The sequence below is a fragment of the Sphingobium sp. RAC03 genome, from assembly GCF_001713415.1.
In the GTDB taxonomy this organism is placed as follows: domain Bacteria; phylum Pseudomonadota; class Alphaproteobacteria; order Sphingomonadales; family Sphingomonadaceae; genus Sphingobium.
Genome location: NZ_CP016456.1, coordinates 2,181,187 through 2,205,477 on the forward strand (window position 1 = coordinate 2,181,187; position 24,291 = coordinate 2,205,477).

The 24,291-nt window shown below is 63.4% G+C and carries 28 protein-coding genes and 1 other RNA gene; 19 read left to right on the top strand and 10 right to left on the bottom strand.

Translation table 11 applies throughout. The features are described from left to right. The first annotated feature begins 2 nt into the window (after positions 1 to 2). From BSY17_RS15125 to BSY17_RS15170, 10 genes are all read left to right on the top strand, one after another. Positions 3 to 440, top strand: a complete 438-nt coding sequence (locus BSY17_RS15125; RefSeq protein ID WP_037475373.1) for a chemotaxis protein CheW — start codon at positions 3 to 5, stop codon at positions 438 to 440. Between the two features lie 84 nt (positions 441 to 524). After that, positions 525 to 890, top strand: coding sequence for a response regulator (locus BSY17_RS15130; protein ID WP_037475370.1), 366 nt, complete (start codon positions 525 to 527; stop codon positions 888 to 890). Positions 891 to 959: 69 nt separating this feature from the next. Next, entirely contained in the window at positions 960 to 2,042 is a 1,083-nt protein-coding gene (locus BSY17_RS15135; protein ID WP_069066103.1) for a chemotaxis protein CheB, read from the top strand. Beyond that, positions 2,039 to 2,914, top strand: coding sequence for a CheR family methyltransferase (locus tag BSY17_RS15140; RefSeq protein ID WP_069066104.1), 876 nt, complete (start codon positions 2,039 to 2,041; stop codon positions 2,912 to 2,914). Before BSY17_RS15135 ends, BSY17_RS15140 begins: the two co-directional genes overlap by 4 nt. 116 nt (positions 2,915 to 3,030) lie before the next feature. Then, positions 3,031 to 3,729 carry an N-acetylmuramoyl-L-alanine amidase gene (locus BSY17_RS15145; protein ID WP_037478310.1) on the top strand — a complete coding sequence of 233 codons (699 nt, stop codon included), beginning with the start codon at positions 3,031 to 3,033 and terminating at the stop codon, positions 3,727 to 3,729. Between the two features lie 41 nt (positions 3,730 to 3,770). Further along, positions 3,771 to 4,156, top strand: an RNA gene (gene rnpB / locus BSY17_RS15150) — RNase P RNA component class A. Positions 4,157 to 4,225: 69 nt separating this feature from the next. Next, on the top strand, positions 4,226 to 4,774 hold the full coding sequence (locus tag BSY17_RS15155; protein WP_037475360.1) for a J domain-containing protein: 549 nt from the start codon (positions 4,226 to 4,228) through the stop codon (positions 4,772 to 4,774). 10 nt (positions 4,775 to 4,784) lie between these two features. Then, positions 4,785 to 5,099, top strand: a complete 315-nt coding sequence (locus BSY17_RS15160; RefSeq protein ID WP_069066105.1) for a hypothetical protein — start codon at positions 4,785 to 4,787, stop codon at positions 5,097 to 5,099. A gap of 94 nt (positions 5,100 to 5,193) precedes the next feature. Then, positions 5,194 to 5,445, top strand: a complete 252-nt coding sequence (locus BSY17_RS15165) for a hypothetical protein (RefSeq protein ID WP_069066106.1) — start codon at positions 5,194 to 5,196, stop codon at positions 5,443 to 5,445. Next, complete coding sequence (locus BSY17_RS15170) at positions 5,445 to 6,977, top strand: methyl-accepting chemotaxis protein (protein WP_069066107.1); 1,533 nt, start codon at positions 5,445 to 5,447, stop codon at positions 6,975 to 6,977. The genes BSY17_RS15165 and BSY17_RS15170 overlap by 1 nt, the downstream gene beginning before the upstream one ends. Before the next feature lie 7 nt (positions 6,978 to 6,984). Here the strand turns inward: BSY17_RS15170 and BSY17_RS15175 are convergent, their stop codons facing one another. The 8 genes from BSY17_RS15175 to BSY17_RS15205 form a co-directional block, all read right to left on the bottom strand. Beyond that, a complete protein-coding gene (locus BSY17_RS15175; RefSeq protein ID WP_237236334.1) occupies positions 6,985 to 7,422 on the bottom strand; it encodes a hemerythrin domain-containing protein in 438 nt (145 codons plus the stop codon). Positions 7,423 to 7,541: 119 nt separating this feature from the next. Next, the gene (locus BSY17_RS15180) at positions 7,542 to 8,156 is read right to left on the bottom strand and encodes a superoxide dismutase (protein ID WP_069066108.1); all 615 of its coding nucleotides are present in this window, start codon (positions 8,154 to 8,156) and stop codon (positions 7,542 to 7,544) included. 179 nt (positions 8,157 to 8,335) lie between these two features. After that, on the bottom strand, positions 8,336 to 8,962 hold the full coding sequence (ispZ, locus tag BSY17_RS15185) for a septation protein IspZ (RefSeq protein ID WP_069066109.1): 627 nt from the start codon (positions 8,960 to 8,962) through the stop codon (positions 8,336 to 8,338). Positions 8,963 to 9,067: 105 nt separating this feature from the next. Then, positions 9,068 to 10,006 (bottom strand): signal recognition particle-docking protein FtsY, encoded by a 939-nt coding sequence (gene ftsY, locus BSY17_RS15190; protein ID WP_069066110.1) that lies wholly within the window; start codon positions 10,004 to 10,006, stop codon positions 9,068 to 9,070. Continuing rightward, positions 10,003 to 11,313 (bottom strand): tRNA (N(6)-L-threonylcarbamoyladenosine(37)-C(2))-methylthiotransferase MtaB, encoded by a 1,311-nt coding sequence (gene mtaB, locus BSY17_RS15195; RefSeq protein ID WP_069066111.1) that lies wholly within the window; start codon positions 11,311 to 11,313, stop codon positions 10,003 to 10,005. The genes ftsY and mtaB overlap by 4 nt, the downstream gene beginning before the upstream one ends. Beyond that, positions 11,313 to 12,116 (bottom strand): diaminopimelate epimerase, encoded by an 804-nt coding sequence (gene dapF, locus BSY17_RS15200; RefSeq protein WP_171899292.1) that lies wholly within the window; start codon positions 12,114 to 12,116, stop codon positions 11,313 to 11,315. Before dapF ends, mtaB begins: the two co-directional genes overlap by 1 nt. A gap of 39 nt (positions 12,117 to 12,155) precedes the next feature. After that, complete coding sequence (locus BSY17_RS20995) at positions 12,156 to 12,764, bottom strand: energy transducer TonB (RefSeq protein WP_171899253.1); 609 nt, start codon at positions 12,762 to 12,764, stop codon at positions 12,156 to 12,158. A gap of 10 nt (positions 12,765 to 12,774) precedes the next feature. After that, positions 12,775 to 14,169 carry an amino acid permease gene (locus BSY17_RS15205; protein ID WP_069066113.1) on the bottom strand — a complete coding sequence of 465 codons (1,395 nt, stop codon included), beginning with the start codon at positions 14,167 to 14,169 and terminating at the stop codon, positions 12,775 to 12,777. Between the two features lie 1,615 nt (positions 14,170 to 15,784). Between BSY17_RS15205 and ffh the strand changes: the two genes are divergently transcribed. The 9 genes from ffh to rplS all read left to right on the top strand — a co-directional run bounded on the left by ffh (position 15,785) and on the right by rplS (position 21,934). Beyond that, a complete protein-coding gene (gene ffh / locus BSY17_RS15210) occupies positions 15,785 to 17,257 on the top strand; it encodes a signal recognition particle protein (RefSeq protein WP_069066114.1) in 1,473 nt (490 codons plus the stop codon). Positions 17,258 to 17,377: 120 nt separating this feature from the next. After that, the gene (gene rpsP, locus BSY17_RS15215) at positions 17,378 to 17,824 is read left to right on the top strand and encodes a 30S ribosomal protein S16 (protein WP_069066115.1); all 447 of its coding nucleotides are present in this window, start codon (positions 17,378 to 17,380) and stop codon (positions 17,822 to 17,824) included. Between the two features lie 5 nt (positions 17,825 to 17,829). Then, entirely contained in the window at positions 17,830 to 18,324 is a 495-nt protein-coding gene (gene rimM / locus BSY17_RS15220) for a ribosome maturation factor RimM (protein WP_069066116.1), read from the top strand. 32 nt (positions 18,325 to 18,356) lie between these two features. Further along, the gene (locus tag BSY17_RS15225; RefSeq protein WP_069066117.1) at positions 18,357 to 18,623 is read left to right on the top strand and encodes an antitoxin; all 267 of its coding nucleotides are present in this window, start codon (positions 18,357 to 18,359) and stop codon (positions 18,621 to 18,623) included. Continuing rightward, a complete protein-coding gene (locus BSY17_RS15230; RefSeq protein WP_069066118.1) occupies positions 18,620 to 19,015 on the top strand; it encodes a type II toxin-antitoxin system VapC family toxin in 396 nt (131 codons plus the stop codon). The genes BSY17_RS15225 and BSY17_RS15230 overlap by 4 nt, the downstream gene beginning before the upstream one ends. After that, a complete protein-coding gene (locus tag BSY17_RS15235; protein WP_069066119.1) occupies positions 19,012 to 20,508 on the top strand; it encodes a serine hydrolase domain-containing protein in 1,497 nt (498 codons plus the stop codon). Before BSY17_RS15230 ends, BSY17_RS15235 begins: the two co-directional genes overlap by 4 nt. 44 nt (positions 20,509 to 20,552) lie before the next feature. Continuing rightward, positions 20,553 to 20,825, top strand: coding sequence for a hypothetical protein (locus tag BSY17_RS15240; RefSeq protein WP_069066120.1), 273 nt, complete (start codon positions 20,553 to 20,555; stop codon positions 20,823 to 20,825). Further along, positions 20,822 to 21,559, top strand: coding sequence for a tRNA (guanosine(37)-N1)-methyltransferase TrmD (trmD, locus tag BSY17_RS15245; RefSeq protein WP_037479647.1), 738 nt, complete (start codon positions 20,822 to 20,824; stop codon positions 21,557 to 21,559). Before BSY17_RS15240 ends, trmD begins: the two co-directional genes overlap by 4 nt. 6 nt (positions 21,560 to 21,565) lie before the next feature. Then, entirely contained in the window at positions 21,566 to 21,934 is a 369-nt protein-coding gene (gene rplS / locus BSY17_RS15250) for a 50S ribosomal protein L19 (protein ID WP_037479649.1), read from the top strand. An 85-nt stretch (positions 21,935 to 22,019) separates the two neighbouring features. Here the strand turns inward: rplS and BSY17_RS15255 are convergent, their stop codons facing one another. Together BSY17_RS15255 and BSY17_RS15260 are read right to left on the bottom strand one after the other, a co-directional pair. Next, positions 22,020 to 23,291, bottom strand: a complete 1,272-nt coding sequence (locus BSY17_RS15255) for an MFS transporter (protein WP_069066121.1) — start codon at positions 23,289 to 23,291, stop codon at positions 22,020 to 22,022. A gap of 119 nt (positions 23,292 to 23,410) precedes the next feature. Then, positions 23,411 to 24,208 carry a TrmH family RNA methyltransferase gene (locus tag BSY17_RS15260; RefSeq protein WP_069066122.1) on the bottom strand — a complete coding sequence of 266 codons (798 nt, stop codon included), beginning with the start codon at positions 24,206 to 24,208 and terminating at the stop codon, positions 23,411 to 23,413. Between the last annotated feature and the right edge of the window lie 83 nt (positions 24,209 to 24,291).

Consider the following 24,291-nt stretch of genomic DNA (forward strand, 5'->3'; position numbering starts at 1 on the left):
CCATGAACCGACTATATCTTTTCGCCACTTTGGCGGGCACCCGGATCGCGGTGGAAACCGACGAGGTGGAAGCGGTGGTCAAGCTGACCGAAATTTCGCCGGTGCCGGGCATGGGCGCGCATGTCGCGGGCCTGTCAGCGCTGCGCAGCCGGGTGCTGACGATCATCGATACGGCCGCCTTGATCCAGGGGATGGCCTCGCCGACCCGCGACGCGGGCCTCGCCATCATCGCCAATATCGCCGGGCACAGCTATGGTCTGATGGTCGACAGCGTCTCCGACATCTGCCGCGTGCCGGAGGGGGAACTGCCGCTGCGCGGTCAGTTGGACCGGGCCTGGGCACCCTATGGCCGCGCCATCGTGGAACAGGATGGTCATCCCTGGCTGCTGGTGTCCTTGGCCAGCTTCATCGACGGCGGCTGCCAGGCCCAGGCGGCCTGAACTGTTTTCCAACACGTTTACCAAAAACTCGCTTTTGCCCGTTAGGTCTCGATTTTCGGGCCATAAATTCCAAAGGGACGCATCATGAAGAACTGCCTGGTCGTCGACGATTCGAAGGTTATCCGCAAGGTGGCCCGCCATATTCTCGAATCGCTCGACCTGTCCGTCACCGAAGCGGTGGATGGACAGGACGCCCTGACCCAGTGCGAAGCCTCCGCGCCGGACGTGGTCCTGCTCGACTGGAACATGCCGGTGATGAGCGGGATGGAGTTTCTGCAGGCCCTGACGACCGCCAAGATGACCGCCCGTCCCAAGATCATCTTCTGCACCACGGAAAATGGCATCAGCCATATCAAGGCTGCGGTCGAGGCGGGGGCCGACGAATATGTGATGAAGCCTTTCGATCGCGAAACGCTGGAAAGCAAATTGGTGATCGTCGGGGTTATCTAGCCCGACAGCCTGCACTCCAATCCAGGGAGTAACCTCCACCCTTTTCGTCTTCGTGCAGAAAGCCTCGTGATGACCGTCAACATGCCGATCATGACCCATATAAGGAGACAGCAGGGTGCCGTGCGCACCCTGATCGTCGATGATTCGGTGGTGGTCCGCACGGTGATCGAGCGGATACTCAACAATGAGCCAGCCTATAGCGTGGTTCACAAGAGCAACAGCGCGGAACTGGCCCTGGGCTATCTGGCCGATCATGCGGTCGATCTGGTCCTGCTCGACATCGAACTGCCGGGGCAGAGCGGCCTTGCCGCGCTCCCGGCGATATTGAAGGCGCAGGCCGACGTGAAGGTCGCGATCCTGTCGGGCAAGTGCGAGGAAGGCAGCGCGGCGGCGGTCGAAGCGCTGGCACTTGGCGCCAGTGACATCGTGTCGAAGCCCGGCAGCGGCAGTTTCGGTGACCAATTCTCCCAGGGCTTGATTGACCGGCTCAACCGCCTGTTCGACCAGCGCGTCATGGCTGTCCTGTCCGCCGCACCGGTCGTCCCGCCGGTCGCGCGCCCCGCGCTTCAGCCGCTGGCTTGCCTGGGCATTGGCGCCTCCACCGGCGGTATCCATGCGCTGGGCCAATTGTTCGAAGGCCTGTCAGCGCCGATGGGGGTGCCGCTGCTGCTGACCCAGCATCTGCCCGCGAGCTTCACCGTCTATTTCGCGCAACAACTGATGCGCATGACGAGCTTACGGGTGAAGGTGGCTGAAACCGGGGATATCTTGCTCCCCGACACCATCTATGTCGCGCCGGGCGATGCTAATCTGCAGGTACGCCGTGGCCTCCACGGCCGGGTCATGGTGCAACTCAATCCCGAACGCACGCCAGCGGGCAACCTGCCCGGCGTCGATCCGATGTTCGCCAGCATGGCGGAGGTCTATGGCGCGGGCGCAGCCGGGGTCGTGCTGACCGGTATGGGGCGGGACGGCACGGTCGGCGCGCGCGACATCGTCGCAGCGGGCGGCTGGATCGTGGCGCAGGACGAAGCCAGCAGCGTCGTATGGGGCATGCCGGGATCAGTGGCGGGCGCGGGTCTGACCTGCGCCTTGATGGAACCCCACCAGATGATGGACTTCGTCGCCCGACGCGGCAGGGTCGGCGCATGAAAATGGCGCAACCGGCCGCCATCTTCGAAGGCGCAGCCCGCGTTCTGGCGGCGCTGCTCGAAGCCCGCACCGGTCAGGCCTTGTCCGAAGGGCGCGCCTGGCGGATGGAAACAGCGCTGCGCCCGGTGTTGCGACAGCATAAGCTGGCGGACATGGACGAGCTGGCCGGACGGTTGACGCGCAAGGCCGATCCCAGTCTGGAGGAAGATGTGGTCAACGCGCTCCTCAACAATGAAAGCAGCTTCTTTCGCGACCTTCAGATCTTCGACATGATCCATCGTCAGATCCTGCCTGCAATCCAGGCGGAGCGGTCCAATCGCACCTTGCGCATCTGGAGCGCGGGCTGTTCGACCGGACAGGAAGCCTATTCGCTGGCGATCCGCCTGCGCAACGATGCCGCGCGCTGGAGCGGCTGGCGGATCGAGATCATGGCTACGGACATTTCGACCGCGGCGATCGATCAGGCGCGCGCGGGCATTTTCTCGCAAATGGACGTTCAGCGCGGCTTGGCGGTCGGCGACCTCATCAAATGGTTCGAACCCCATGGCGAAGATTGGCGCGCTAGTGCGGAACTGCGCCGCATGATTGATTTCCGCCACGACAACCTGTTCGATGCCAAGGCACCAAGCGGCGAATATGATCTTATCCTGTGCCGCAACGTCCTGCTCTATTTCTCGCCGGAGCGGCGGCAAGCGGTGCTGCGGCTGCTGGGCCGACACAGCCATGCCCGGTCGGTATTGCTATTGGGTGCAGGCGAAACGGTGATCGGGCAGGGCGACGATTTCACCGCCCATCCCGAATTTCGCGGTGCCTATGTTCGGCAGGCGGCGTTGCCGGAGGGGACGATCGGCCGGACGCGGTTGGCAGGCTGACCGTTCCGGCCCCATAGGCAAGGCTGCCCGTCCTTAACCATGCTTGATTGCAGCGTCGCGCTGCGCCATTGTCATGGTCAGGCCGCCGGATCGACGGGGCAGGCCGAAAGGGCGTGATGACCAAGCTGCCGATGATCGAGACGCCGTCGCCCAATTATGACGAGCGCAGCCTGCCCATCACCATGCTGGTGCTGCATTATACCGGGATGCCCGACGCGGCGAGCGCGATCAACTGGTTGGCCAACCCGGAATCGAAGGTGTCGGCCCATTATGTCGTGACCGAGGATGGCCAGATCATCCGCATGGTCGATGAGGCCAAGCGCGCCTGGCACGCCGGGCGGTCGCACTGGCGCGGTATCGACGACATCAACTCGGCCAGCATTGGCATAGAGATCATCAATCCGGGGCATGAATGGGGCTATCGGCCCTTTCCCGAAGCGCAGATGGGATCGCTGATCCCATTGGTGCATGACATCACCCAGCGGCACCGGATCACGCGCGGCAATATCGTTGGCCACAGCGATATCGCGCCTGCGCGCAAGCAGGATCCGGGCGAGTTGTTTCCCTGGGGCCAACTGGCGCGGCTGCGACTGGCGCTGCCCCGGCCGACCAAGAATCTGATGGACCCACACTGGACCGATGGCGGCTTCATGCTGGCGCTCGAACGCTTCGGCTATGACATTGCCGAACCGCAGGCGGCGGTGGTCGCGTTCCAGCGCCGCTTCCGCCCGGAACGGATCGACGGGGTGATCGATGGCGAATGCCGCGCCATCCTGCTCGCGCTGTTGCTGCCCAAGCCCAGGGGCGATGAATAAGCAGGTGACGCCGGACCCGAACGGCGCTAGGGACCAATCCGCCAGAGGGCTGGGCGGCCGCGGCGTGGCGGGTAACTTCCACGGCGAGGAAAGTCCGGGCTCCACGAAATGACGGTGCCGGTTAACGACCGGCTGGAGTGATCCAAGGGACAGTGCAACAGAAAGCAGGTCGCAACGGCTTAGGCCATGCGAAATTGAAAGGGTGCGGTAAGAGCGCACCGCGTCTGCGGCAACGCAAGGCGGCACGGTAAACCCCACCGGGAGCAAGACCGAATAGGGACGGCGCGCAGTTTCGGCTGCTAGGTCTGTTTCGACCGAGATCGTCCGGGTTGGTTGCTTGAGGGGCGGAGTAATCCGTCCCCTAGAGGAATGGTCGCACATCTCCGCAAGGAGAGGACAAAACCCGGCTTATAGGCCCTCTGGCACATTTTTTTGGCGACCCCTTTTGCGCTGCAGCGGGGTGGCGTTTTTCTGACGGAATCCTTACCTGTAATCCATGTCTCGTAACGGCCGATCCAATGACTGGGGCTTTCCCCGCTGGCGCAGCTATGGCGCATCGCGTGAAGCCCAAGCGGTGCGCGGCTGCGACCGCTTTGGCTGTGACCAACCGGGCAACTGCCCTGCGCCCAAATCCCCCAACAGCCCGGAACGCTGGTATTTCTGCCCCGAACATGCCGGCGAATATAACCGGAACTGGGATTATTTTCAGGGGCTGGATGACGAAGAGCGGGCGAAGCGCGAACATGATGAGCGGCGCGATGCAGGCGGCTTTCAGTCGAGCGCCTATCATGGCTGGGGCGGGCCGGGCGATGGCAACCGGTCGCGCGACGAACTGCATGCGCTCCAGGCGCTGGAGCTGGAAGATGACGCCGATTTCGAAGCGGTGAAGAAAAGCTGGCGTCGATTGGCCAAGGAATTCCACCCTGACGTAAAGCCCGGCGATGCCAAGGCGGCGGTCCAATTCCAGACGATCCAGGCTGCCTATGAAGTTCTGCGCGCCGCCGAGGAGCGGCGGACGTGGAAACCGCGTGGCGCGGTAGATTGAAGGCCGATCGATGAAGGATCATGTCCGCTCCAATTGGCGCAACGCCGTGCTGGTGTGCCGCAAATGCGCCAAGAAGCTGGACGGTGGATTTGGCCCCGACGGGGACGAGCGGCTGGCCAAGGCGCTGCGCAAGCATCTGACGCTGGGCAAGGGGCGCAAAGCGGCGGTCGGCATCATCGAAGTCGACTGCCTGGGCATCTGTCCCAAGGGCGCGGTGACGGTGGTCAATGGCGCGGCGAGTCGCGAATGGCTGCTAGTGAAACCGGGTGCTGATCTGGATGAACTCGCTGTCACTTTGGGCATAGGCGCACCGAAACAGCCTTAATATTATCCTTACCATTCAATCCTATCCGGATGGAATGACATATTTTGCGCGCTTGCGTCCTGGCACGTCCCTATCCGTTCAATGCTGCTTGGTGATGAGCAGCCTGGCCGTGCTTTACGCCATGCCCCCCGTCAGCGGACGCATGCTGCTGATGCCGATGACCCAGGATGGGCGCGCGGGGCTGGCGCGCGTCGCAGTGGCCCATGGTGCGCGGCTGATCGCTGCCGGTCCATGGGCGGGATCGCTGGTGGTGGAGGGACGGCGTGACGCCTTGGCGCGGCCCTTGTTCATGGCAGGTGTCCTGGCCATTGCGGCTGACGCTGGTGGTTGCGGAGATCTGGGCTGATGAACGCGATCAGCAGTCTTGGCCGTCTGCGCTTGCAGGGTCTGCGTATCCTGTTGCTCGCCAACTGGGTCTGGACCGTGGTGCTGGGCCTGATGGCCATGGCGATGGGCGAAGAGGACAGCATCAAGGCGATGTTCCTGTCCGCCTTGGTCAATGCGCTGCCCACGGTGATGGTCCTGCGTGGGCGTCGGGATCTGGAAGCCCGTATGGTCATGGGCACACTCGCGGCGGTTCAGCCTGCCATCGGCGTCGTGCTGCTGTCCGGCCATGGCTGGCAAATGGACGGCCATATGTATTTCTTCGTCGCGCTGGCGGGGCTGGTGCTGCTCTATGACTGGCGGCCGATCGTGTTGGGGGCGACATTGGTTGCGCTCCATCATCTGTTGCTCAATTATCTTGCGCCTTCCTGGGTCTTTCCGGGGCAGGGCAATCTCGAACGGATCGCGCTCCACGGGGCGGCGGTGATCTTGCAGGCATCGGTGCTCTGCTATCTGAGCGTTCGCCTGCGCGAAATGCTGCTGGCATTGGACAGCCATGTTGCGGGCTCGGCGGAGTTGGCCGAACAGGCCCAGGCCGGGCGCGCGGCTGCGGAAGCGGCGATGGCGGCGCGGCGTGAGGCTGATGCGCGCGAAGCGGCGCTGCGGGTCGAAAGGGAGCGGGAACGCGAACGGATGATGGCGGATCGCCGGGCCGAAACGCTGACATTGCTTGCGGCCTTCCGCCAGTCGATCGCCGAAGTGGCCGATGCCGTCAGTGCAGCGACGGGCGAATTGGAGGAGTCGGCCCTGTCCCTGAACGATCTCGCCCGCCGCGCAAGCGCTGGGACCGGCGAAACCGTCCATGCCGCCGAACAATCTTCGGCGCGCGCGGCGATGTTGGCGCAGCGGATCGATCAATTGTCCGAATCCATTACGGCCATCGCCTCGGCCGCGCATCAGCAGGCGACGCTGGGCGGTGAGGCGCAACGTGTGTCCCACGCCGGACATGAAGCAATGCGCGACATGGAAAATCATACCGCGTCCATCACCAGCTTTGCCCATTCGATCACCCAGATCGCGTCGCGCACCAATTTGCTGGCGCTCAACGCCACGATCGAAGCGGCGCGTGCCGGCGATGTCGGACGCGGGTTCGCGGTGGTGGCAGGTGAGGTCAAGCAATTGGCGGGGCAGGCCGCCAATGCAACCGGAGAGATCCAGTCGCTTGCCTCGTCCGCGCAGCAGGGGGCAGGGGTGGCGCAAAGCGCGCTGTCCGATGTCGCCAGCGCGGTCGAACAACTGGCCGATGCCGCCGACGCGATCCAACGCGCGGTGGCGGATCAGCGGGATGCGACGGCAGCCATCGGTGCGACCGCGCGCGATACGGCGCAGGATGCCACCATAATGGCCGGACGGATGGAGCAAGTGGCGGACATGGCCCGGAGCACCGAAAGCCTGTCCGGGCGGGTGTCGAGCGCGGCGTCCGGTCTGTCGCGCACCGCGCAGGATTTGCAGCGCGCGACAGACCTTTTCGTGGCGCAACTCGAAGCGGCGTGACGCCCGATCAGCTTGCCCGTGCGACCGGCGGCGTGGGGCGTCGTTGCTGATCCGCCAGCGGATAGAGTGTGCGGTTCTCGCGATCGACCCGTTCGGCCAGTGCCGCCAGGATCAGCCGGGTTTCCGCACAGAAAGCCGACCATTCGCGGGCGATGCGATCATCGCTCCAATCGGCCATATAGCGGGTGAAGCGATCGGCCAGTGCGCCGGTTTCACCCTGCAATTGCGCGGCTGTCTGGCGTGCGGCTGCGTCGGGTGCCCGCTGCATCGCGGGATAGAGGATGCGATCCTCCAGCGCGAGATGCGCGATCAATTGTCGCGCAAGTGACCATCGCAGCGCCGCAACGCTTTGCGGCGTGCCTGTGTCACTCGTGGCCTGCGCCAGTTGCCGGGCGGTCAGGCTGATTTGTTCATGCTGCCCCCGCAGCGCCGTCATATCCATCATATGTCGCCCCTCCCTCAAGGACAGGCGATGATGCGCGTCGGGATTTAACAAAAGATTGTGTCAGATCCGAATCGGCGCAAAAAAAGTGGGCGGCCCCTTGTGGGACCGCCCTTTGAGCATCAGCCTGGCTGATCAGCGCGGCTCGCGCCTTCGCCGTCCAGATTCAGTGCCGCAAAGTCCCAGTTGATCGCGTCCTTGAGGATGCGGTCGGCATAGCCGGGGCGGGCGTTGCGATAGTCGATATAATAGGCATGTTCCCACACATCGACGATCAACAGCGGGGCATGGCCTTCATGCGCGACCGGCGTGTCAGCGTCATGATAGCTGGTGACTTCGAGCTTGCCGTCCTTGAGGATAAGCGCGGCCCAGCCGCTGGCGAAATGGCCTACGGCCTCCGCCTTCATCTTCTCGATCAGCGCATCGACCGAGCCGAAAGCCTCTTCGATCTTGGCGAGCAGATCGCCGGTCGGCGCGGTCTTGGTCGGCGACAGCGACTGCCAGTAGAATGTGTGGTTCCAGATCTGGCCGACCTGGTTGAACAGGCCGCCCTTGGTCGACTTGATCAGCTCGACCAGCGACTTGCCCTGGCGGGCGGCGTCGGCGGCGACCAGCTCATTAGCCTTCACGACATAGGCGTTATGATGCTTGCCGTGATGATAGTCGAAGGTTTCGGCCGACAGGATGTCGCCAAATGCATCCTTGGCATAGGGCAGGTCGGGCAGAACAAAAGCCATGGCGGAACTCCTAAGGTTCGGTGGGACGGCCGCACGATGACTGGCGCGGTCGATCTATTATGGGTCCAGGCGGGACGCGAAACGTCGCCGCGCCCTTCCATATGCGCACCCGTACGCGGAAAAAAAGGCCTATATGCCTATTGCGAAACGATCGCAGAAATAAGGGCTTAGCGGGCGGTTCAGCCTTGGGGCGGGGTCGTCTCGCCCAGATCGTCGCTGGCAGGCTCGTCGCCCAGTTTCAGCCCGTGGCGCATCAGCATCGGGATATTGGCGGCGGCGAAGATCACCGAGACGATGGTGACGCCCCAAACCTTGACCGCAAGCCAGGTGTCGAAGCTCAAGGAACGGCGCATCGCCTCGTTCGCGATCGCCATGGCGACGAAGAAAAGCGCCCAGTTGCGCGACAGCTTCATCCAGCCGGTGTGGCTGAGGCCATCATAGGCGGCCTGCAACAGATATTTGAGCAGCGGCTTGCCCCGTGCCAGCCCGGCGAACAGCATCAACGCGAAGAAGGCGTAGATGATGGTCGGCTTCAACTGGATGAAACTCTGGTCATGGAAATAGATGGTCAGGCCGCCGAAGAACAGCACCAGCGCTGCCGATAGCCAGAGCATCGGCGACACCCGGCCCAGCTTCCATTTCGACACGATCACCGCAATGACGATAGCGACCATGAAGGCCGCCGTACCGACGATCATGCCGAGAAATTTATAGCCGAGGAAAAAGACCAGCAGCGGCCCGAAATCAAGCGCTAGACTAAGCGTGCCGCTATGGGCGGGCTGTTGCGTGGATTTGCGCTGGGTCATCAAAATTGCTCCGTCATCCCAGCGAAGGCTGGGATCCCACTTTTCTTCGCGGCGATCAGAAGGAAGGGTGATGCCAGCGTTCGCTGGCATGACGAAGGGATTGCATCAGCGGGCATAGGCTGTTCCTGCAATGGCGCGCGCCATGTCACCGGGATCGAACGGGCGCAGATCCTCGATCTTTTCCCCGACGCCGATGGCGTGAATGGGCAGGCGGAATTTCTCCGCCGCCGCGACCAGCACGCCGCCGCGCGCGGTGCCGTCCAGCTTGGTCATGACGAGGCCGGTGACCTGCGCCGTTTCCTTGAACACTTCGATCTGGTTCAGCGCATTCTGGCCCGTGGTCGCATCCAGCACCAGCACGACGTCATGCGGCGAAGCCGGGTTCAGCCGGCCCAGGATCCGGCGGATCTTGGCCAGTTCCTCCATCAACTCGGTCTTGTTCTGCAAGCGCCCTGCGGTGTCGACGATCAGCACGTCGATACCGGTGGCGGTCGCCTGCTTGACCGCGTCGAACACGATGCCGGCCGCGTCACCGCCTTCCTTGCCCGCGACGATCGGGATGCCCAGCCGCTCGGCCCAGACCTTGAGCTGGCCGATTGCGGCGGCGCGGAACGTGTCGCCCGCCGCCAGCATCACGCCATAATCCTGCTCCAGGAAATTATGCGCGAGTTTGGCGATGGTGGTGGTCTTGCCCGACCCGTTGACGCCGATGACGAGGATGACCTGCGGCCGGGGGAAGGCTTCGATCTCCAGTGGGCGCGCGACGGGGGCCAGCACCTTTTCGATTTCTTCCGCGATGATTTCGCGCAGATAGTCCTCGGTCAGTTCCTTGTTGAACCGGCCTTCGGCCAGGCGTTCGCGCACCCGCACCGCCATGGCCGGGCCAAGGTCGGACAGGATCAGCGCTTCCTCGATCTCGTCAAGGGTCTGCGCGTCCAGGGCGGCCTTGCCGAACAGGCCGGTGAGATTATCGCCGAGCTTGTCGGACGTGCGCTTCAAACCGCCAAAGAGGCGGTCGCGCCAGCTGGTGCCAGTGTCTGTCATGATGCCGCCTCTTGCGCGATCAGCGTGTCCTTCTCAAGCCCCGTGATGCGGGCGGTGACGATGGTCGAGGGCAATTGCTGGCTTGCAAAGCGCACGGGAGCAAAGTTTTCGGCATGGCCCGACAGCCCGCTACGTTCGACCAGCACCGACTGGGTCGTGCCGATCAGGCTGTTCAGCCAGGCATCCCGTTGGGTCGTGCAGGCCGCACGCAGGCGGGCGGCACGGGCCTTGATGGTGGCGCGATCGACCTGCGGCATCCGCGCGGCGGGCGTACCGGTGCGCGGCGAATAAGGGAAGATATGGCCATGGACGATGTCGCAGTCGGCGATCAGCGCCAGGCTGCGTTCGAACATCGCATCCTCCTCGGTCGGGAAACCGGCGATGATGTCCGCGCCGATGCTGATGCCGGGGCGGGCGGCCTTGAGCCGATCGACGATGCGGATGGCATCGGCGCGGCTATGACGCCGCTTCATCCGCTTGAGGATCATGTCATCGCCCGCTTGCAGCGAGAGATGGAGGTGCGGCATCATGCGCGGTTCGTGAGCAATCAGGTCGAACAGGCGGTCGTCTATCTCCACGCTGTCGATCGAGGAGAGGCGCAGGCGGGGGAGGTCGGGGACGCCGGTCAGGATGCGCTCGACCAATGAGCCAAGCGACGGGCTGCCCGGCAGGTCAGGGCCGTAGCTGGTGACATCGACGCCGGTCAGCACGATTTCGCGATAGCCCGCCGCGACCAGTTCGCGGGCCTTGTCCACCACTGCGCCTGCGGGGACGGAGCGGCTGTTGCCCCGGCCATAGGGGATGATGCAAAAGGTGCAGCGATGGTCGCAGCCATTTTGCACCTCCAGAAACGCGCGGGCATGATCGGCAAAGGCGGACGCCATATGCGGCACAGTGTCGCGCACGGCCATGATGTCGGCGACACGGACTTTGGGCATCGCTCCAAAAGCTCCGTTCGCTTCGAGCGAAGTAGAGAAGCGCTTCTCGACTTCGCTCGAAGCGAACGGACGTTGGTATGTTTCCGCCTCTAGCTTCTCCCGGTTGCCGATCACCGCATCGACTTCGGCCATCGCCGCGAAGGTCTCCGGCTCGGTCTGCGCCGCGCAGCCGGTCACCATGATCCGCGCATCGGGCCGCTCGCGTCGGGCGCGGCGGATGGCCTGGCGGGTCTGACGCACGGCTTCGGCGGTGACGGCGCAGCTATTGACGACGATCAGGTTGTCCTGCCCCTGCGCCAGGTCACGGATCGCCTCGCTCTCCGCAATGTTGAGGCGGCAGCCCATGGTGATGATGGCGGGGCCGCTCATCAGAAACGCGCCCAGTCAGCCTCGCCATTGAAGACATGGGTGGCGGGACCGGTCATGGTGATCGTGCCGCCCGGCGCCCAGTCGATGACCAGATCGCCGCCGGGCAGGCTGACCGTGACGGGGCCGCGCACCAGCTTGCGGCGGATGGCGGCGACGGCGGTGGCGCAGGCCCCGGTGCCGCAGGCGCGGGTGAGGCCAGCGCCGCGTTCCCACACGATCAGGCGGATATGATTGTCGTCCAAGACCTGCGCGAAATTGACGTTGATGCGGGCGGGAAAGAGCGGATCGGTTTCGATGAGCGGGCCGAGCCGCTCGAAGTTCACACCGTCCCAAGCGTCCAAAAAGAAGATGACATGCGGGTTGCCGACATTGACCGCGGCGGGGGCGGGCAGGTCTTCCCAACTCGCGCCCATAGTCAGTGTGTCCATGGGGTAGGCAAGCGGGATTGCGTCCCATGCGAAGCGCGGCGCGCCCATGTCGACGCTCACGCCGCCATCGACGGCCTTGGCTTCGAGCAGCCCTGCTTTGGTGCGGATCGACACGTCGCGGCCGACGAACAACGGCACGCAGCGGGTGGCGTTGCCGCAAGCCTCGACCTCGCTGCCATCCGCGTTGAAAATCTGCATCGACACGTCCGCATCGGGCGCGTTGCCGATCAGGATCAGTTGGTCGCAGCCGATCCCGGCATGACGATCGGCAATGGCGCGGGCGAGATTCGGGGTCATTTCGATCGCGTCGCTGCGCGCGTCGATCACGACGAAGTCGTTGCCCAAGCCATGCATTTTCGAGAAGCGTCCCATGATCGCGCATGTAGGGGTGATCGCGCATGAAATCCATCCCGACTAAGGCAATGCGGTTGCGAAGGACACTTTCAGCGGTCGAACTGCTGTCACGGAGCGTCCATCGCCATCTCTAACTGGCATAGGGGACATTGTTGCTGCTTCCTTGCACGCAACCGCAACAAGATTTTTTGGCTCGTTATCTTCAGATTTGGCGAGGTTGCAGGCTACTACATGCCCGTCCAAATCAGTTTGCACCAAAATCGAAACTGTCTTTTCTTTTGCTCCGCCAGGCAGTTTGTCGACCTGCAAATCTATATCCGGCGCATAAACCAGCGGTGTGGGGCGGCTAAAAGACCAGTACATGAAGCCCCGATAATATGTGTGTGCTGCATTACCATCTATGTCGCGCGCCGGAGTGAATCTGGCACGCCGCATAAGCAATGTGCAACTTTGTTTGTCGAGATCGTCGAAATTACTTGACCGAGTGACATTGCACTTCAGCGGCATACCGTTCGGTGAGATCAGCAAAGTGAATGCGACCGCGCCTTGCTCACGACGCCGTCTCGCATCGGGCGGGTAATCTTGATCCGTCAACCATCTGCCGGGTGATCCCATAGGTGTTGCGCCGGTAAGCGCAGCAGAAACCGCCAGCCCCAATATAATGCTCATACCATCCCCCTCAAACCGCCACCGCCCGTTTCTGCCCGTACAGAAAATACACGACCAGCCCCAGCGCATTCCACCCGAAGCACGCCAAGATCGTGTCCGTCGGCAGGCTGATGAACAGATAGGCGCAACCTGCGATCGCGCCTAACCCGACGAACCAGGCGGCGGGGGTGCGGAAGGGGCGGCGGAGGTTGGGGCTGCGGCGGCGCAGGACGAGGAGGCAGGCACCGACGGCGGTGAAGGCGATCAGGGTGCCGGCATTGGCGAGGGCGGCGATCTCATCGATGGGGAGCAGGCCCGCGATGATGGCGACCAAGACGGCGGTAACGATGGTGATGCGCACAGGGGTCCCGCGCCTGGAGATTTTGGCGAGGCTTTGCGGCAGGAAACCGTCGCGGGCCATGACCAGGAAGATGCGGCTCTGGCCATAGAGGAAGCCGAGCAGCACGGTAGGCAGGGCGATGACGGCGGCGATGGCGACGATCCGCGCCACCTCTCCGCGCCCCATTTCGCGCAAGATCAGCGCAAGCGGTTCGGGGCTGTCGGCAAAGCGGGTGAAGGGCATGGCTCCGATCGCGGCGGCCGCGACCAGGACATAGATCAGGGTGCAGACGATCAGCGACCCGACGATGCCGATGGCGAGGTCGCGGTCCGGGTTCTTGGCTTCCTCCGCCGCCGTGGAAATGGCGTCGAAACCGTAGAAGGCGAAGAAGATGATCGCCGCCGCCGCCATCACGCCGCGCTCGACGCCGTCCGGTCCCATATCCTTGGCGAAGCCGAAGGGCATGAAGGGCTCAAGATTCTGCGCATCGAAAGCGGGCAGGGCGACCCAGACGAACAGGCTCAAGGTCGCGATCTTGATGAGGACGAGGATGCTGTTGAGGCGCGCGCTTTCATGCGTGCCGAGCATCAGCAAGCCCGCGACCACGGCGATGATGAAGATGGCGGGCAGGTTGACGAGGCCGCCCAGTTCCGGGCCTTGCGTCAGTAGTTCGGGAAAGCCGATCCCGGTCAGCAGCGGCGCGGCATAGCCCGACCAGCCGACCGCGACGGTCGAGACGACAAGGCTATATTCGAGGATCAGGCTCCATCCCACGATCCAGGCGATGCCTTCGCCCAGCGCGACATAGGAGTAGCTATAGGCGCTGCCCGCGGCGGGCATCATGGTCGAGAGTTCGGCATAGGCTAGCGCGGCGCAGGCGCAGATCGCGCCGGCTATGGCAAAGGAGAGCAGGACGGCAGGCCCGGCACGATCCGCGCCGACGCCGATCAGGGTCAGGATGCCGGTGCCGACGATCGCGCCGACGCCCAGCGCCAGCAGATGCGGCCAGGACAGGGTGCGGGCCAGGCGATGCTGGTCCCCCGTCGGCGTCATCGCTTCGATCGACTTGCGGCGTGTCCAACTCATACGTCTCAGGCTCCCCTCATCTTGTCGCCCTTAGCTTCGCACATTTCCCGCAGATTTCGACATAAAATTACGCGGCCTTGATTTTATCGGAAAGTCGGGTGCGGAGCGAACGGGGCGCGGAGGGAGTATAGCCGCGCATGTGCCGGTAGGACAGCGATGTGTGATGGGGCGCATTTTGGTCACAATGGGTCTAAACCGGCTTGGCCCAAAGCTACCGTGCGGTGAATGAAATCGGCGTGAGCGCAAGTTGCGATAGACAGCCAATTGCCGCATATATTCTCCCTTGGGGGAAGAAACATGGCATTCTGGTTTGGTCGATTAACACGTTCCATCTGGCGCGGACCATTTTATGTTGGCCCGCTCGTTCGCCCAGTTTCAACAGGTGACGCAATATTAAAGGTCATGGAGACGATCTGGCGACTTATAGTCGTATTTTTCGTACTAGGGGTCGTTGCTGCTATTTTTCTTATTTTATGGTAAAATACTAATCGTCAACCTAGCATTTCAGATATCGTTAAGGTCTCTGTTGTTCAGAATCGCAAAGTCTGTATTGATCCGGCTTATCCTTTGTTGGTGAAATTTGATAACTCTTCCCATAAAACTGTAAAAAATATTCATTTCACCATTGTCGTTCAGGAGCAGGGCCACTCGAATAACTTAAACGCGGAGCTTGCGCCTAGAGAAAGCGACCAGATAATCCCGCCGAAATCTTTTGGTACGCAATGTTGGTCGAAGCCTGATTTGAAGGCACAGCCCGCCAGGCCGTTAGTCTATTCCGCTAATATCGATTACGGAAGCTGGCAGGAGTAGGGGGCCGTGAGAAGTCAACCTTCAGTTCTCCACTCCGGGCTTGACCCGGCTCCATTGGTTCAACGGTTGGGCGTCAATGAGAGGCTGAGGCCCATGGACCCCGGATCAAGTCCGGGGTGACGGTGTTTGATGGGTGTCTGCAACCTACCCTTGCCGTCACCCCAGCGGAAGCTGGGGTTTCAGGAGATGGCGCGATGGCGTCGCGACGAGGGCCAAGCCCGACTGTTCCGCGCCTCCGCCTGAAATGCCAGCCTGCGCTGGCATGACGGATAGGATGTGTATTCGCTTTTGCAGGCGTTGTGCGGCTACCGATCGTCCGCATTCCATCCACTGCCGTCATGCCGGGCTTGACCCGGCATCCATTGGCTCAATGGTTGGACGTCATTGCTAGGGTGAGGCTCATGGACCCCGGATTAAGTCCGGGGTGACGGTGTTGATGGGTGTCTGCGAACCACCCATCTCGTCATTTCCCGCGAAGGCGGGAAGCCATCTTCTGGCGGCCTCCCAAGTGCGGCGCTGGGGAGACGGATCCCCGCTTTCGCGGCAATGACGACCGTGGCGCGGTTCTTCTACCAGTCCGTCCGCGCGCTGCGCTTGCCATTCTCGCCGCTTTCCTCTAAGTGCACCCACAGCATCGAGCGGTTTGCCGTTCGGTCCCTGACAAATCCATTGAGCGCGCATACTGATAACAGGATGCAACAGGCGTTTTGTATGGACGCTGGTTGGCGAGGTTTCGCCCACCGGCGATTTTGTCGTTTTGGCAGGGTAAGCGCTGTTTTTCGGGCCTTTTGGTCCAATTGAGGTGATGATGTTCGATTCGCTGAGCGATCGTCTGGGTGGGGTATTCGATAAACTGCGGGGGCGTGGTGCGCTCACGGAGGACGATGTCCGCGCCGCGATGCGCGAGGTGCGAATCGCGCTGCTCGAAGCCGATGTCGCCCTGTCGGTCGTGCGCCAGTTCGTCGATCAGGCGACGGAACGCGCGGTCGGCAGCGACGTGCTGCGGTCGGTCACGCCGGGGCAGATGGTCGTCAAGATCGTTTCCGACACGCTCACTGAAACGCTGGGGTCCGAAACGTCGGACCTGATGATCGACGTGGCCCCGCCCGCCGTCATCATGATGGTCGGCCTCCAAGGGTCGGGCAAGACGACCACGACGGCCAAGATCGCCAAGCGCCTGAAAGAGCGCGAGCGCAAGAAGGTGCTGATGGCGTCGCTCGACGTCCAGCGTCCGGCCGCGCAGGAGCAGCTCGCCGTGCTGGGCACGCAATGCGATGTCGCGACGCTGCCGATCATCGCCGGGCAGCAGCCGGTCGATATCGCCAGGCGCGCGCTGCAGGCGGCGAAGCTGCAGGGCTTCGACGTGGTGATGCTCGATACTGCCGGGCGTCTGCATGTCGACCAAGCGCTGATGGACGAAATGAAGGCGGTGGCCGATGCCAGCAGCCCCGCCGAAATCCTGCTGGTGGTCGATTCGCTGACCGGCCAGGACGCGGTCAATGTCGCGCAGAATTTCACCGCGCAGGTGCCGCTGACCGGTGTCGTGCTGACCCGGATGGATGGCGATGCGCGTGGTGGTGCGGCGCTGTCGATGCGGGCGGTCACGGGTCGCCCGATCAAGTTTGCGGGCATGGGCGAAAAGCTCGACGCGATCGAGCCTTTCCATCCGCAGCGCGTGGCGCAGCGCATTTTGGGCATGGGCGATGTTGTGTCGCTGGTCGAGCGGGCCGCCGAGAGCATCGACGCGGACGAGGCCGACAAGCTCGCCAAGAAGATGGCCAAGGGTCAGTTCGACATGAACGACCTGCGCAGCCAGCTTAACCAGATGCGCCGCATGGGTGGCCTTGGCGCGCTGGCGGGCATGTTGCCGGGCCTCAAGAAGGCGCAGGCGGCGATGGCCAATAGCGGCGCGAACGACAAGACGCTGATCCATCTCGACGCGATGATCGGGTCGATGACGCCCAAGGAGCGGGAACGCCCCGCCTTGATCAACGCCAAGCGCAAGATCCGCATCGCCAAGGGCGCCGGGCGGACCGTGCAGGACGTCAACCGCCTCCTGAAAATGCATCAGGAGATGGAAGGCGCGATGAAGAAGATCCGCAAAATGGGTGGCCTCAAGGGGCTGGCCAAGATGTTCACCGGTGGTGGTGGAATGGGCGGATTGGGTGGTCTTGGCGGACCCGATGGGGCCGGCGGGCCTGATCTGTCGGGCCTGGGCGGACTGGGCGGTAACATGCCCAAATTGCCGCCGGGCTTTCAGAATTTCATGAAGAAGTGAAGTAAACTGTCATCCCAGCGCAAGCTGGGGTCTCACTTCTTCAAGGGGAAGAGAGATCCCAGCTTACGCTGGGATGACGAAATCAAACATATTATATTCAAGTCAGAAAGGTTAAGTTCCATGGCAACGTCCATTCGTCTCTCGCGCGGTGGTTCCAAGAAGCGTCCCTATTATCGCATCGTCGTGGCCGACAGCCGCGCGCCGCGTGATGGCAAGTTCATCGAGCGTATCGGCAGCTACAACCCCGTCCTGCCCAAGAGCGACGAAAAGCGCGTCATCCTGGACGTCGAGCGTGCAAAGCATTGGGTTGCCGCTGGTGCGCAGCCGACCGACCGCGTTGCCCGTTTCCTCGACGCCGCTGGCGTGAAGGAGCGGATCGTTCGCAACAACCCGAACAAGGCTGTGCCGGGTCAGAAGGCCAAGGATCGCGCCGAAGACCGTGCGACCAAGCTGGCTGAAGCCGAAGAAGCGCGCATTGCCGCTGAAGAAGCCGCCAAGGCGCCTGCCGAAGCGCCGGCTGAAGAGGCTCCCGCCGAGGAAGCCGCTGCCGAACAGGCCGAGGGCTGATTGTCTTGACGGACAAGCCCGTCACGCTCGCCGCGATTGTCGGGGCGCATGGGGTGGCGGGCGAAGTCCGTCTCAAGCTGTTTGGCGAAGGGGCCGAAAGCCTCAAAGCCTATGGCAGCTTCGATGCGGCGGGGCGCACATTGACGTTGAAGTCGGTGCGCCCCGGCCCCAATGGCGCGGTCGCCCGCTTTGCCGAGATCGGCGATCGCGGTGCGGCCGAAGCTCTGCGCGGCACGGCGCTGACCGTCCCGCGATCCGCCCTGCCGCCGTTGGCCGAGGGCGAATATTATCATGCCGACATTATCGGCCTGCCTTGCCTGTCGAGCGAGGGCGAAGCGCTGGGCGAGATCATCGCGATCGAGAATTTCGGCGCGGGCGACATTGTCGAAGTCCAGCGGCCATCGGTCGAGGGCAAGCCCGGCAAGCGGTTCATGGCGCCGATGCATGCGGTGACGCTGGAGGCGGAGCGGGCGGTGATTGACGCGCTGTTCGTGGAGTAGTATATACGCCCTGTGCATACGGAGGCGTGGCGATGGGCGAAGAATATCGAGCCAAGATTTTCAAGTCGGGCAATTCCGTTGCGCTACGTCTGCCCAAGGCTTTGGGCCTGTCGGACGGCGAAGAGGTCGTGCTGGTCCCCCATGAGGATGGCAGTTTCTCCTTCTGGAAGGAGGATCAAGCCCGCGACATTTTTCTGGCACTCTATGGCAGCATGTCGAGCGACTTCATGCAGGACGGGCGCGGCGATATCGACCAGGGCGAACGCGACTGGACGTCGAACACGCCCCAAGCTGCATGACCAGTCGCTATCTGCTCGACACCAATGTCTGCATCGATTTTTTGCTGGGGCGGAGCGCGTCCTTGGCCGAACGGGTCGGTCAGGCCTTTGGTGGCCTGGCGGTATCGGCCATCACCGCAGCGGAGCTACGGGTCGGCAGTCGCGCGTCCAGCGATCCCAAGGGCGACATGCGCCGGATCGATGCTTTTCTGGCGATGCTGGATGTCCTGCCGTTCGATGACCGGGCGGCGGCGACCTATGGCGCGGTCGTCCGGCAGGTCGGCGTGCGCCGCAAGAGTTTCGATCGGCTGATCGGGGCGCAGGCGCTGTCGCTGGATGTGCCGCTCGTCACGCGCAATGAACGCGATTTCGCCGACATACAGGGGTTGAGGCTGGAGAATTGGACGTTATGATCCGCGCGATTCTCGCTGCCTTTTGTATCGCGGCGGCCCCGGTGGCTTACGCCGCCGATGCGCAGAAGATCGCCGCAGCCATTCCTGAGATCGACCGGCTGTTTGCGGATTTTCAGGTGGATAGTCGGGCGCCGGGGCTGGTTTATGGCATCGTGGCAGACGGCAAGCTGGTCCATGTGAAGGGGCTGGGCGTGCAGGATCTGGTGCATAAGCGGCCGGTGACGCCCGACAGCCTGTTCCGCATTGCGTCGATGACCAAGGCGTTTACGGCGCTCGCCATCCTGAAATTGCGGGAAGAGGGCAAGATTGGCCTGGACGATCTGGCCGAAACCCATGTGCCGGAAGTGCGGGGATGGACCTATCCGACCAAGGACAGTCCGCATATCCGCGTCCGCGACCTTTTGACGCACAGCGCTGGGCTGGTCGATGATAACCCTTGGGGCGATCGGCAGACGCCTTTGCCGGAAGCGGACTTTAGCCGGATGTTGCAACAGGGCGTGCCGTTCAGCACCGCGCCCGGCACGCGTTATGAATATAGCAATTTCGGCTATGCGCTGTTGGGACGGATCATCGCCAATGTGTCGGGCCAGCCTTATCGCCTTTATGTCGAAGGCGAGCTGCTGGCCCCGCTCGGCATGGCGTCGAGTGGCTATCAGGTGCGCGAATGGCCGGTTGAACAGCGCGCGATGGGCTATCGTTGGGAAGAGGGGCGCTGGACGGTTGAACCGACCATGGCGGACGGGGCGTTCGGGGCGATGGGGGGATTGCAGACCAGCGCCAACGACTATGCGCGCTGGGTCGCTTTCCTGCTGTCGGCCTGGCCCGCCCGCGATGATGCGGAAGCGGGGCCTGTGGCGCGCGCTTCGGTGCGGATGCTGGCGCAGGGGAGCAATTTCATGGGGGTCGCCCAGCGCAACGGCGCGAGCGGGGCCACGGCGTGCCGACAGGCAGCGGCCTATGGCTTTGCGATGCGGGTGGCGCAGGATTGCGACCTGGGGCTGACGCTGGCGCATGGGGGTGGTTATCCGGGCTATGGCAGTCATGTCATGCTGATGCCCGATCATGGCGTGGGCATCTTCGTCTTCACCAACCGTACTTATAATGGTGGCAGTGGCCCGGCCTGGGACGCGGCGGTGGCGCTGCACAAGGCGGGGGCGTTGATCGCGCGGACGATCCCGGCGTCGGCGTTGCTGACGGATGGCTATGCGGCGGCGGCGCGCATCTATGCGGCTGGCGATGTGTCGGCGGCGCGCGATCGGCTGGCGATGAATTTCCTGATGGATCATGATGCCGCGCAATGGGGTAAAAAGATCGCGGCGGTGAAGCAGGAGGTCGGGGCATGTGCCAGCGACGCGCCGATCGTCGCGACCGGCGCTCTGGCGGGGCGCTTCACCTGGACGTGCGAGCGCGGGCGGGTGGCGGGCACGATCCTGCTCGCGCCGACGCCCGATGCACAGATACAGTTACTGTCCTTCACGGTGCGGGCACCCTGAGCAGCCGTCTGGACGCTGCGGCTGGCATCGCCTAAGCGCGAACCATGCCCCAGATATTCACTGCCCTCTATCTGATCGCCATGCTGGCCGCTGGCTGGCGCTTGTTCGGCCTTGGCTGGTCGCGGGGCGTCAAGATCGCGGCTGCGGTGGCGCTGGTCTGCCCCGTGCCGCTGCTGGTGCTGCTGCCTGGCCTCATTCATCCCGAGCGGCCCTTTGCCGACCTGTTGCGGACCATTGGCTTGACGCTGTTGCTGTGCAGCGCGCTGTGCCTGGGCGGGGGCTGGTCCGCTGCCAAGATGCGGGCGCGGCGGCGATGAGCTTTACCGCGCAAGTCCTAACGCTCTACCCGGAGATGTTTCCGGGGCCGCTGGGCGTGTCGTTGGCCGGGCGGGCGCTGGCCGAGGGGAAATGGGCTTGCGATCCCATCCACATCCGCGATTTCGCGACCGACAAGCATCGCACCGTGGATGATACGCCCGCGGGCGGGGGCGCGGGCATGGTGCTGCGTGCGGATATATTGGCCAAGGCGGTCGATCATGCGCTGGAGCGGCGACCCGATCTGCCCGTCCTCGCCATGACGCCGCGCGGCGTGCCGATCACGCAGGCGCGGGTGCGCGAACTGGCGGAGGGACCGGGCGCGACGATCCTGTGCGGGCGGTTCGAAGGGTTTGACGAGCGGATTTTCGATGCCCGGCCGATCGAGCAGGTCAGCATGGGCGACATCATATTGTCGGGCGGCGAGATGGGCGCGCTGCTGCTGCTCGATGCTTGCGTCCGGCTGCTTCCCGGTGTAATGGGCGCGGCTTCCAGCGGAGTCGAGGAGTCCTTTGAAACGGGGCTGCTCGAATATCCGCATTATACCCGACCGGTCGAATGGGAGGGGCGCACGATCCCGCAGGTGTTGCGATCGGGGGATCATGCGAAGATCGCCGCCTGGCGGAAACAAAGGGCGGTCGATGATACACGGCTAAGGCGGCCGGACCTTTGGGAACGTCACAGCGGCGTTCGGGTCCAGTCGCCCTCTGGTGCGCAACGCGACTTGAAGGACTGACGTTTCATGAACATCCTCCAGCAGATCGAGGCGGAAAACATCGCCGCCCTCGGCAAAGAAATCCCCGAATTCCGCGCCGGCGACACGCTGCGCGTCGGCGTGAAGGTCGTCGAAGGCGAACGCAGCCGCGTCCAGAATTACGAAGGCGTGTGCATCGCGCGTTCGAACAAGGGCATGGGTTCGAACTTCACCGTGCGCAAGATTTCGTTCGGCGAAGGCGTGGAGCGTGTGTTCCCGCTCTATTCGCCCAACATCGATTCGATCACCGTCGTCCGCCGTGGCGTGGTGCGTCGTGCGAAGCTCTATTATCTGCGCGGCCGCACCGGCAAGCGCGCTCGCATCGCCGAGCGTCGCGACGTGCGCACCGAGGGTTGATCCCTCGGCTGTCCCACGGGATAGCGTAGAAACAGGAAAGGGCGGCGTTCCATCGGGAGCGCCGCCCTTTTTCTTTTGCGGCGGATTAGCGGCGGCTGGTCCACCACAGGCCTGCCAGGCTGATCGCGGCGGCGGCCGACATGTAGAGGCCGACAAATTCGACGCCCTGGACTGCGATCAGCCAGGTGGCGACGATCGGGGCGAGCGCGCCGCCCAATATGCCGCCCAAGTTGAAGGCGAAGGACGCGCCGGTGTAGCGGAGCTGGATCGGGAAGAGGGCGGGAAGATAGGCCCCCAATGGCCCATAGACGAAGCCCATCAGGAACAGTGCGAGGCTGAGGATCAAAAAGATCGGCAGCAGCGTGCCCGCGCCCATCATCGGGCCGAAGATCAGTCCCATGAAGACCGTGCCGACACAGCCCCAGGCGAGCACGCGCGTCGGGCTGGTCTTGTCCGCCCACCAACCCGCGATCAGGATGCTGAGCGCCATGAACAGGATCGCGCCGAGCTGGATCGAGAGGAAATCGCTGCGGTCGATTTTGAGCGTCGTGGTGCCGTAGCCGAGCGCGAAGGCCGTCGCGATATAATAGATGGCGAAGCAGGCGACGACGGCGAAGGTGCCCGCGATCGCTGCACCCAGATGATGTTTGAACAGCGATGCGAGCGGCATGGCAGGCGGCGGCGCTTCGGCCTGCGCAGCGGCGAACTCCGGGGTTTCGGTGAGTTTCAGGCGGACCCAGAGGCCAAGGAACACCAGCACCGCGCTGCCAAGGAAGGGCAAGCGCCAGCCCCAGGCGAAAAATTCCTCTTCGGTCAGGATGGTGCCGAGGATCAGGAACAGGCCGTTGGCGGCGATGAAGCCGACCGGCGCGCCCAGTTGCGGGAACATGCCGAAGCGCGCGCGCCAGCCGGGTGGGGCGTTCTCCACTGCCAGCAGCGCCGCGCCGCCCCATTCGCCGCCCAGGCCCAGCCCCTGGCCAAAGCGCAGCAGGCACAGGATGAGCGGCGCCCACCAGCCGATCTGCGCATGGGTGGGCAGGAAGCCGATGGCCAGCGTGCAGCTCCCCATCAGCATCAGCGAGGTGACCAGCGTCACCTTCCGCCCGACGCGGTCGCCATAATGGCCGAAGACAGCGGCACCGAGGGGGCGGGCGAAGAAGGCGAGCGCCAGGCTGCCATAGGAGGCCATGAGCTGGGCCGTGGGCGAGGAGGAGGGGAAGAAGAGCGCCGGGAAGATCAGGCTGGCGGCAGTGGCGTAGATGTAGAAGTCGTAAAATTCGACCGCCGTGCCGACCAGGCTGGCCGTCAGCACGCGTTTGTGCCGCCACATTTCCCCGACGCCGCTGCTGTTCGTCATCTCTTACCCCCTCATCCTTTCACTATGTCATTCCCGCGAAGGCGGGAATCCATCTCCGACGGTAGCCCATGCCGCAAGGCTGGGAGATGGGTTCCCGCCTACGCGGGAATGACGGACCGTTATCTCTTTCTCTTCTGGTTCAACAGCTCATAGGCCATCACCGCCGTTGCCACGGCCGCGTTCAGGCTGTCGGCTTTGCCCAGCATCGGCATCTTCACCAGCAGGTCGCATTCGGCTTCATAGGCTTCGGGCAGGCCCTGCGCTTCATTGCCGACGAGCAGGAAGGACGGGCTTTGATAGCGCGGTTCCTGATAATCATGGGTTGCCTTGAGGCTGGTGCCGATCAGTTCGCCGGGTCCGGCGCGCAGCCAGGTCATGAATTCGGGCCAGCGCGCCTGGGTGATCGACTGGGTGAACAGCGCGCCCATCGAGGCGCGGACCGATTCGACCGAGAAGGGATCGACGCAATCGTCGATCAGGATCAGCCCGCCCGCACCCACCGCGTCGCCGGTGCGCAAGATGGTGCCGAGGTTGCCGGGGTCGCGCAGCGATTGCGCGACGATCCAGATGTCCGCCTTGGTACGATCGAGCGCATCCAAGGGCGTCAGCCGGTCGCGATAGACGCCGACCACAGCCTGGGCATTATCCTTGCCGCTGATCTTGGACAGGATATCCGCGCTGGTTTCGATGACGTCGCCGCCCGCCGCTTCCATCGCCGCAATCAACTCGGCCGCCAGCGGATGAGTGGACCCGGCGTGGAACAGCATTTCGGGCAGCACGCCTTCTTCGCGCGCTTCGGTCAGGATGCGCAGGCCTTCGGCCAGGAACAGCCCTTCGGCCTTGCGGAACTTCTTTTCGCGCAAGGATCGGACACGCTTCACCAGCGGGTTGGAAAATCCGGTGATTTCGCGTGCCACGGTTGCTCGACGTCCCAATTGCCCAAGGAATGGGCTTCTCTATCGACGGAAACGACAAAAGGACAGAGGGCAGGGGTCGGCCG

What these genes read in the sequence shown, in the direction of transcription:
- BSY17_RS15165 (WP_069066106.1), top strand. Translation starts at nt 5,194, where the DNA reads ATGAGCAGCCTGGCCGTGCTTTACGCCATGCCCCCCGTCAGCGGACGC.
- BSY17_RS15135 (WP_069066103.1), top strand. Translation starts at nt 960, where the DNA reads ATGACCGTCAACATGCCGATCATGACCCATATAAGGAGACAGCAGGGT.
- BSY17_RS15145 (WP_037478310.1), top strand. Translation starts at nt 3,031, where the DNA reads ATGACCAAGCTGCCGATGATCGAGACGCCGTCGCCCAATTATGACGAG.
- BSY17_RS15155 (WP_037475360.1), top strand. Translation starts at nt 4,226, where the DNA reads ATGTCTCGTAACGGCCGATCCAATGACTGGGGCTTTCCCCGCTGGCGC.
- BSY17_RS15160 (WP_069066105.1), top strand. Translation starts at nt 4,785, where the DNA reads ATGAAGGATCATGTCCGCTCCAATTGGCGCAACGCCGTGCTGGTGTGC.
- trmD (WP_037479647.1), top strand. Translation starts at nt 20,822, where the DNA reads ATGAGCTTTACCGCGCAAGTCCTAACGCTCTACCCGGAGATGTTTCCG.
- BSY17_RS15225 (WP_069066117.1), top strand. Translation starts at nt 18,357, where the DNA reads ATGGGCGAAGAATATCGAGCCAAGATTTTCAAGTCGGGCAATTCCGTT.
- BSY17_RS15230 (WP_069066118.1), top strand. Translation starts at nt 18,620, where the DNA reads ATGACCAGTCGCTATCTGCTCGACACCAATGTCTGCATCGATTTTTTG.
- ffh (WP_069066114.1), top strand. Translation starts at nt 15,785, where the DNA reads ATGATGTTCGATTCGCTGAGCGATCGTCTGGGTGGGGTATTCGATAAA.
- BSY17_RS15130 (WP_037475370.1), top strand. Translation starts at nt 525, where the DNA reads ATGAAGAACTGCCTGGTCGTCGACGATTCGAAGGTTATCCGCAAGGTG.
- BSY17_RS15140 (WP_069066104.1), top strand. Translation starts at nt 2,039, where the DNA reads ATGAAAATGGCGCAACCGGCCGCCATCTTCGAAGGCGCAGCCCGCGTT.
- BSY17_RS15180 (WP_069066108.1), bottom strand. Translation starts at nt 8,156, where the DNA reads ATGGCTTTTGTTCTGCCCGACCTGCCCTATGCCAAGGATGCATTTGGC.
- ispZ (WP_069066109.1), bottom strand. Translation starts at nt 8,962, where the DNA reads ATGACCCAGCGCAAATCCACGCAACAGCCCGCCCATAGCGGCACGCTT.
- BSY17_RS15255 (WP_069066121.1), bottom strand. Translation starts at nt 23,291, where the DNA reads ATGACGAACAGCAGCGGCGTCGGGGAAATGTGGCGGCACAAACGCGTG.
- rpsP (WP_069066115.1), top strand. Translation starts at nt 17,378, where the DNA reads ATGGCAACGTCCATTCGTCTCTCGCGCGGTGGTTCCAAGAAGCGTCCC.
- BSY17_RS15125 (WP_037475373.1), top strand. Translation starts at nt 3, where the DNA reads ATGAACCGACTATATCTTTTCGCCACTTTGGCGGGCACCCGGATCGCG.
- BSY17_RS15235 (WP_069066119.1), top strand. Translation starts at nt 19,012, where the DNA reads ATGATCCGCGCGATTCTCGCTGCCTTTTGTATCGCGGCGGCCCCGGTG.
- ftsY (WP_069066110.1), bottom strand. Translation starts at nt 10,006, where the DNA reads ATGACAGACACTGGCACCAGCTGGCGCGACCGCCTCTTTGGCGGTTTG.
- rplS (WP_037479649.1), top strand. Translation starts at nt 21,566, where the DNA reads ATGAACATCCTCCAGCAGATCGAGGCGGAAAACATCGCCGCCCTCGGC.
- BSY17_RS15240 (WP_069066120.1), top strand. Translation starts at nt 20,553, where the DNA reads ATGCCCCAGATATTCACTGCCCTCTATCTGATCGCCATGCTGGCCGCT.
- BSY17_RS20995 (WP_171899253.1), bottom strand. Translation starts at nt 12,764, where the DNA reads ATGAGCATTATATTGGGGCTGGCGGTTTCTGCTGCGCTTACCGGCGCA.
- BSY17_RS15175 (WP_237236334.1), bottom strand. Translation starts at nt 7,422, where the DNA reads ATGATGGATATGACGGCGCTGCGGGGGCAGCATGAACAAATCAGCCTG.
- mtaB (WP_069066111.1), bottom strand. Translation starts at nt 11,313, where the DNA reads ATGAGCGGCCCCGCCATCATCACCATGGGCTGCCGCCTCAACATTGCG.
- BSY17_RS15205 (WP_069066113.1), bottom strand. Translation starts at nt 14,169, where the DNA reads ATGAGTTGGACACGCCGCAAGTCGATCGAAGCGATGACGCCGACGGGG.
- BSY17_RS15170 (WP_069066107.1), top strand. Translation starts at nt 5,445, where the DNA reads ATGAACGCGATCAGCAGTCTTGGCCGTCTGCGCTTGCAGGGTCTGCGT.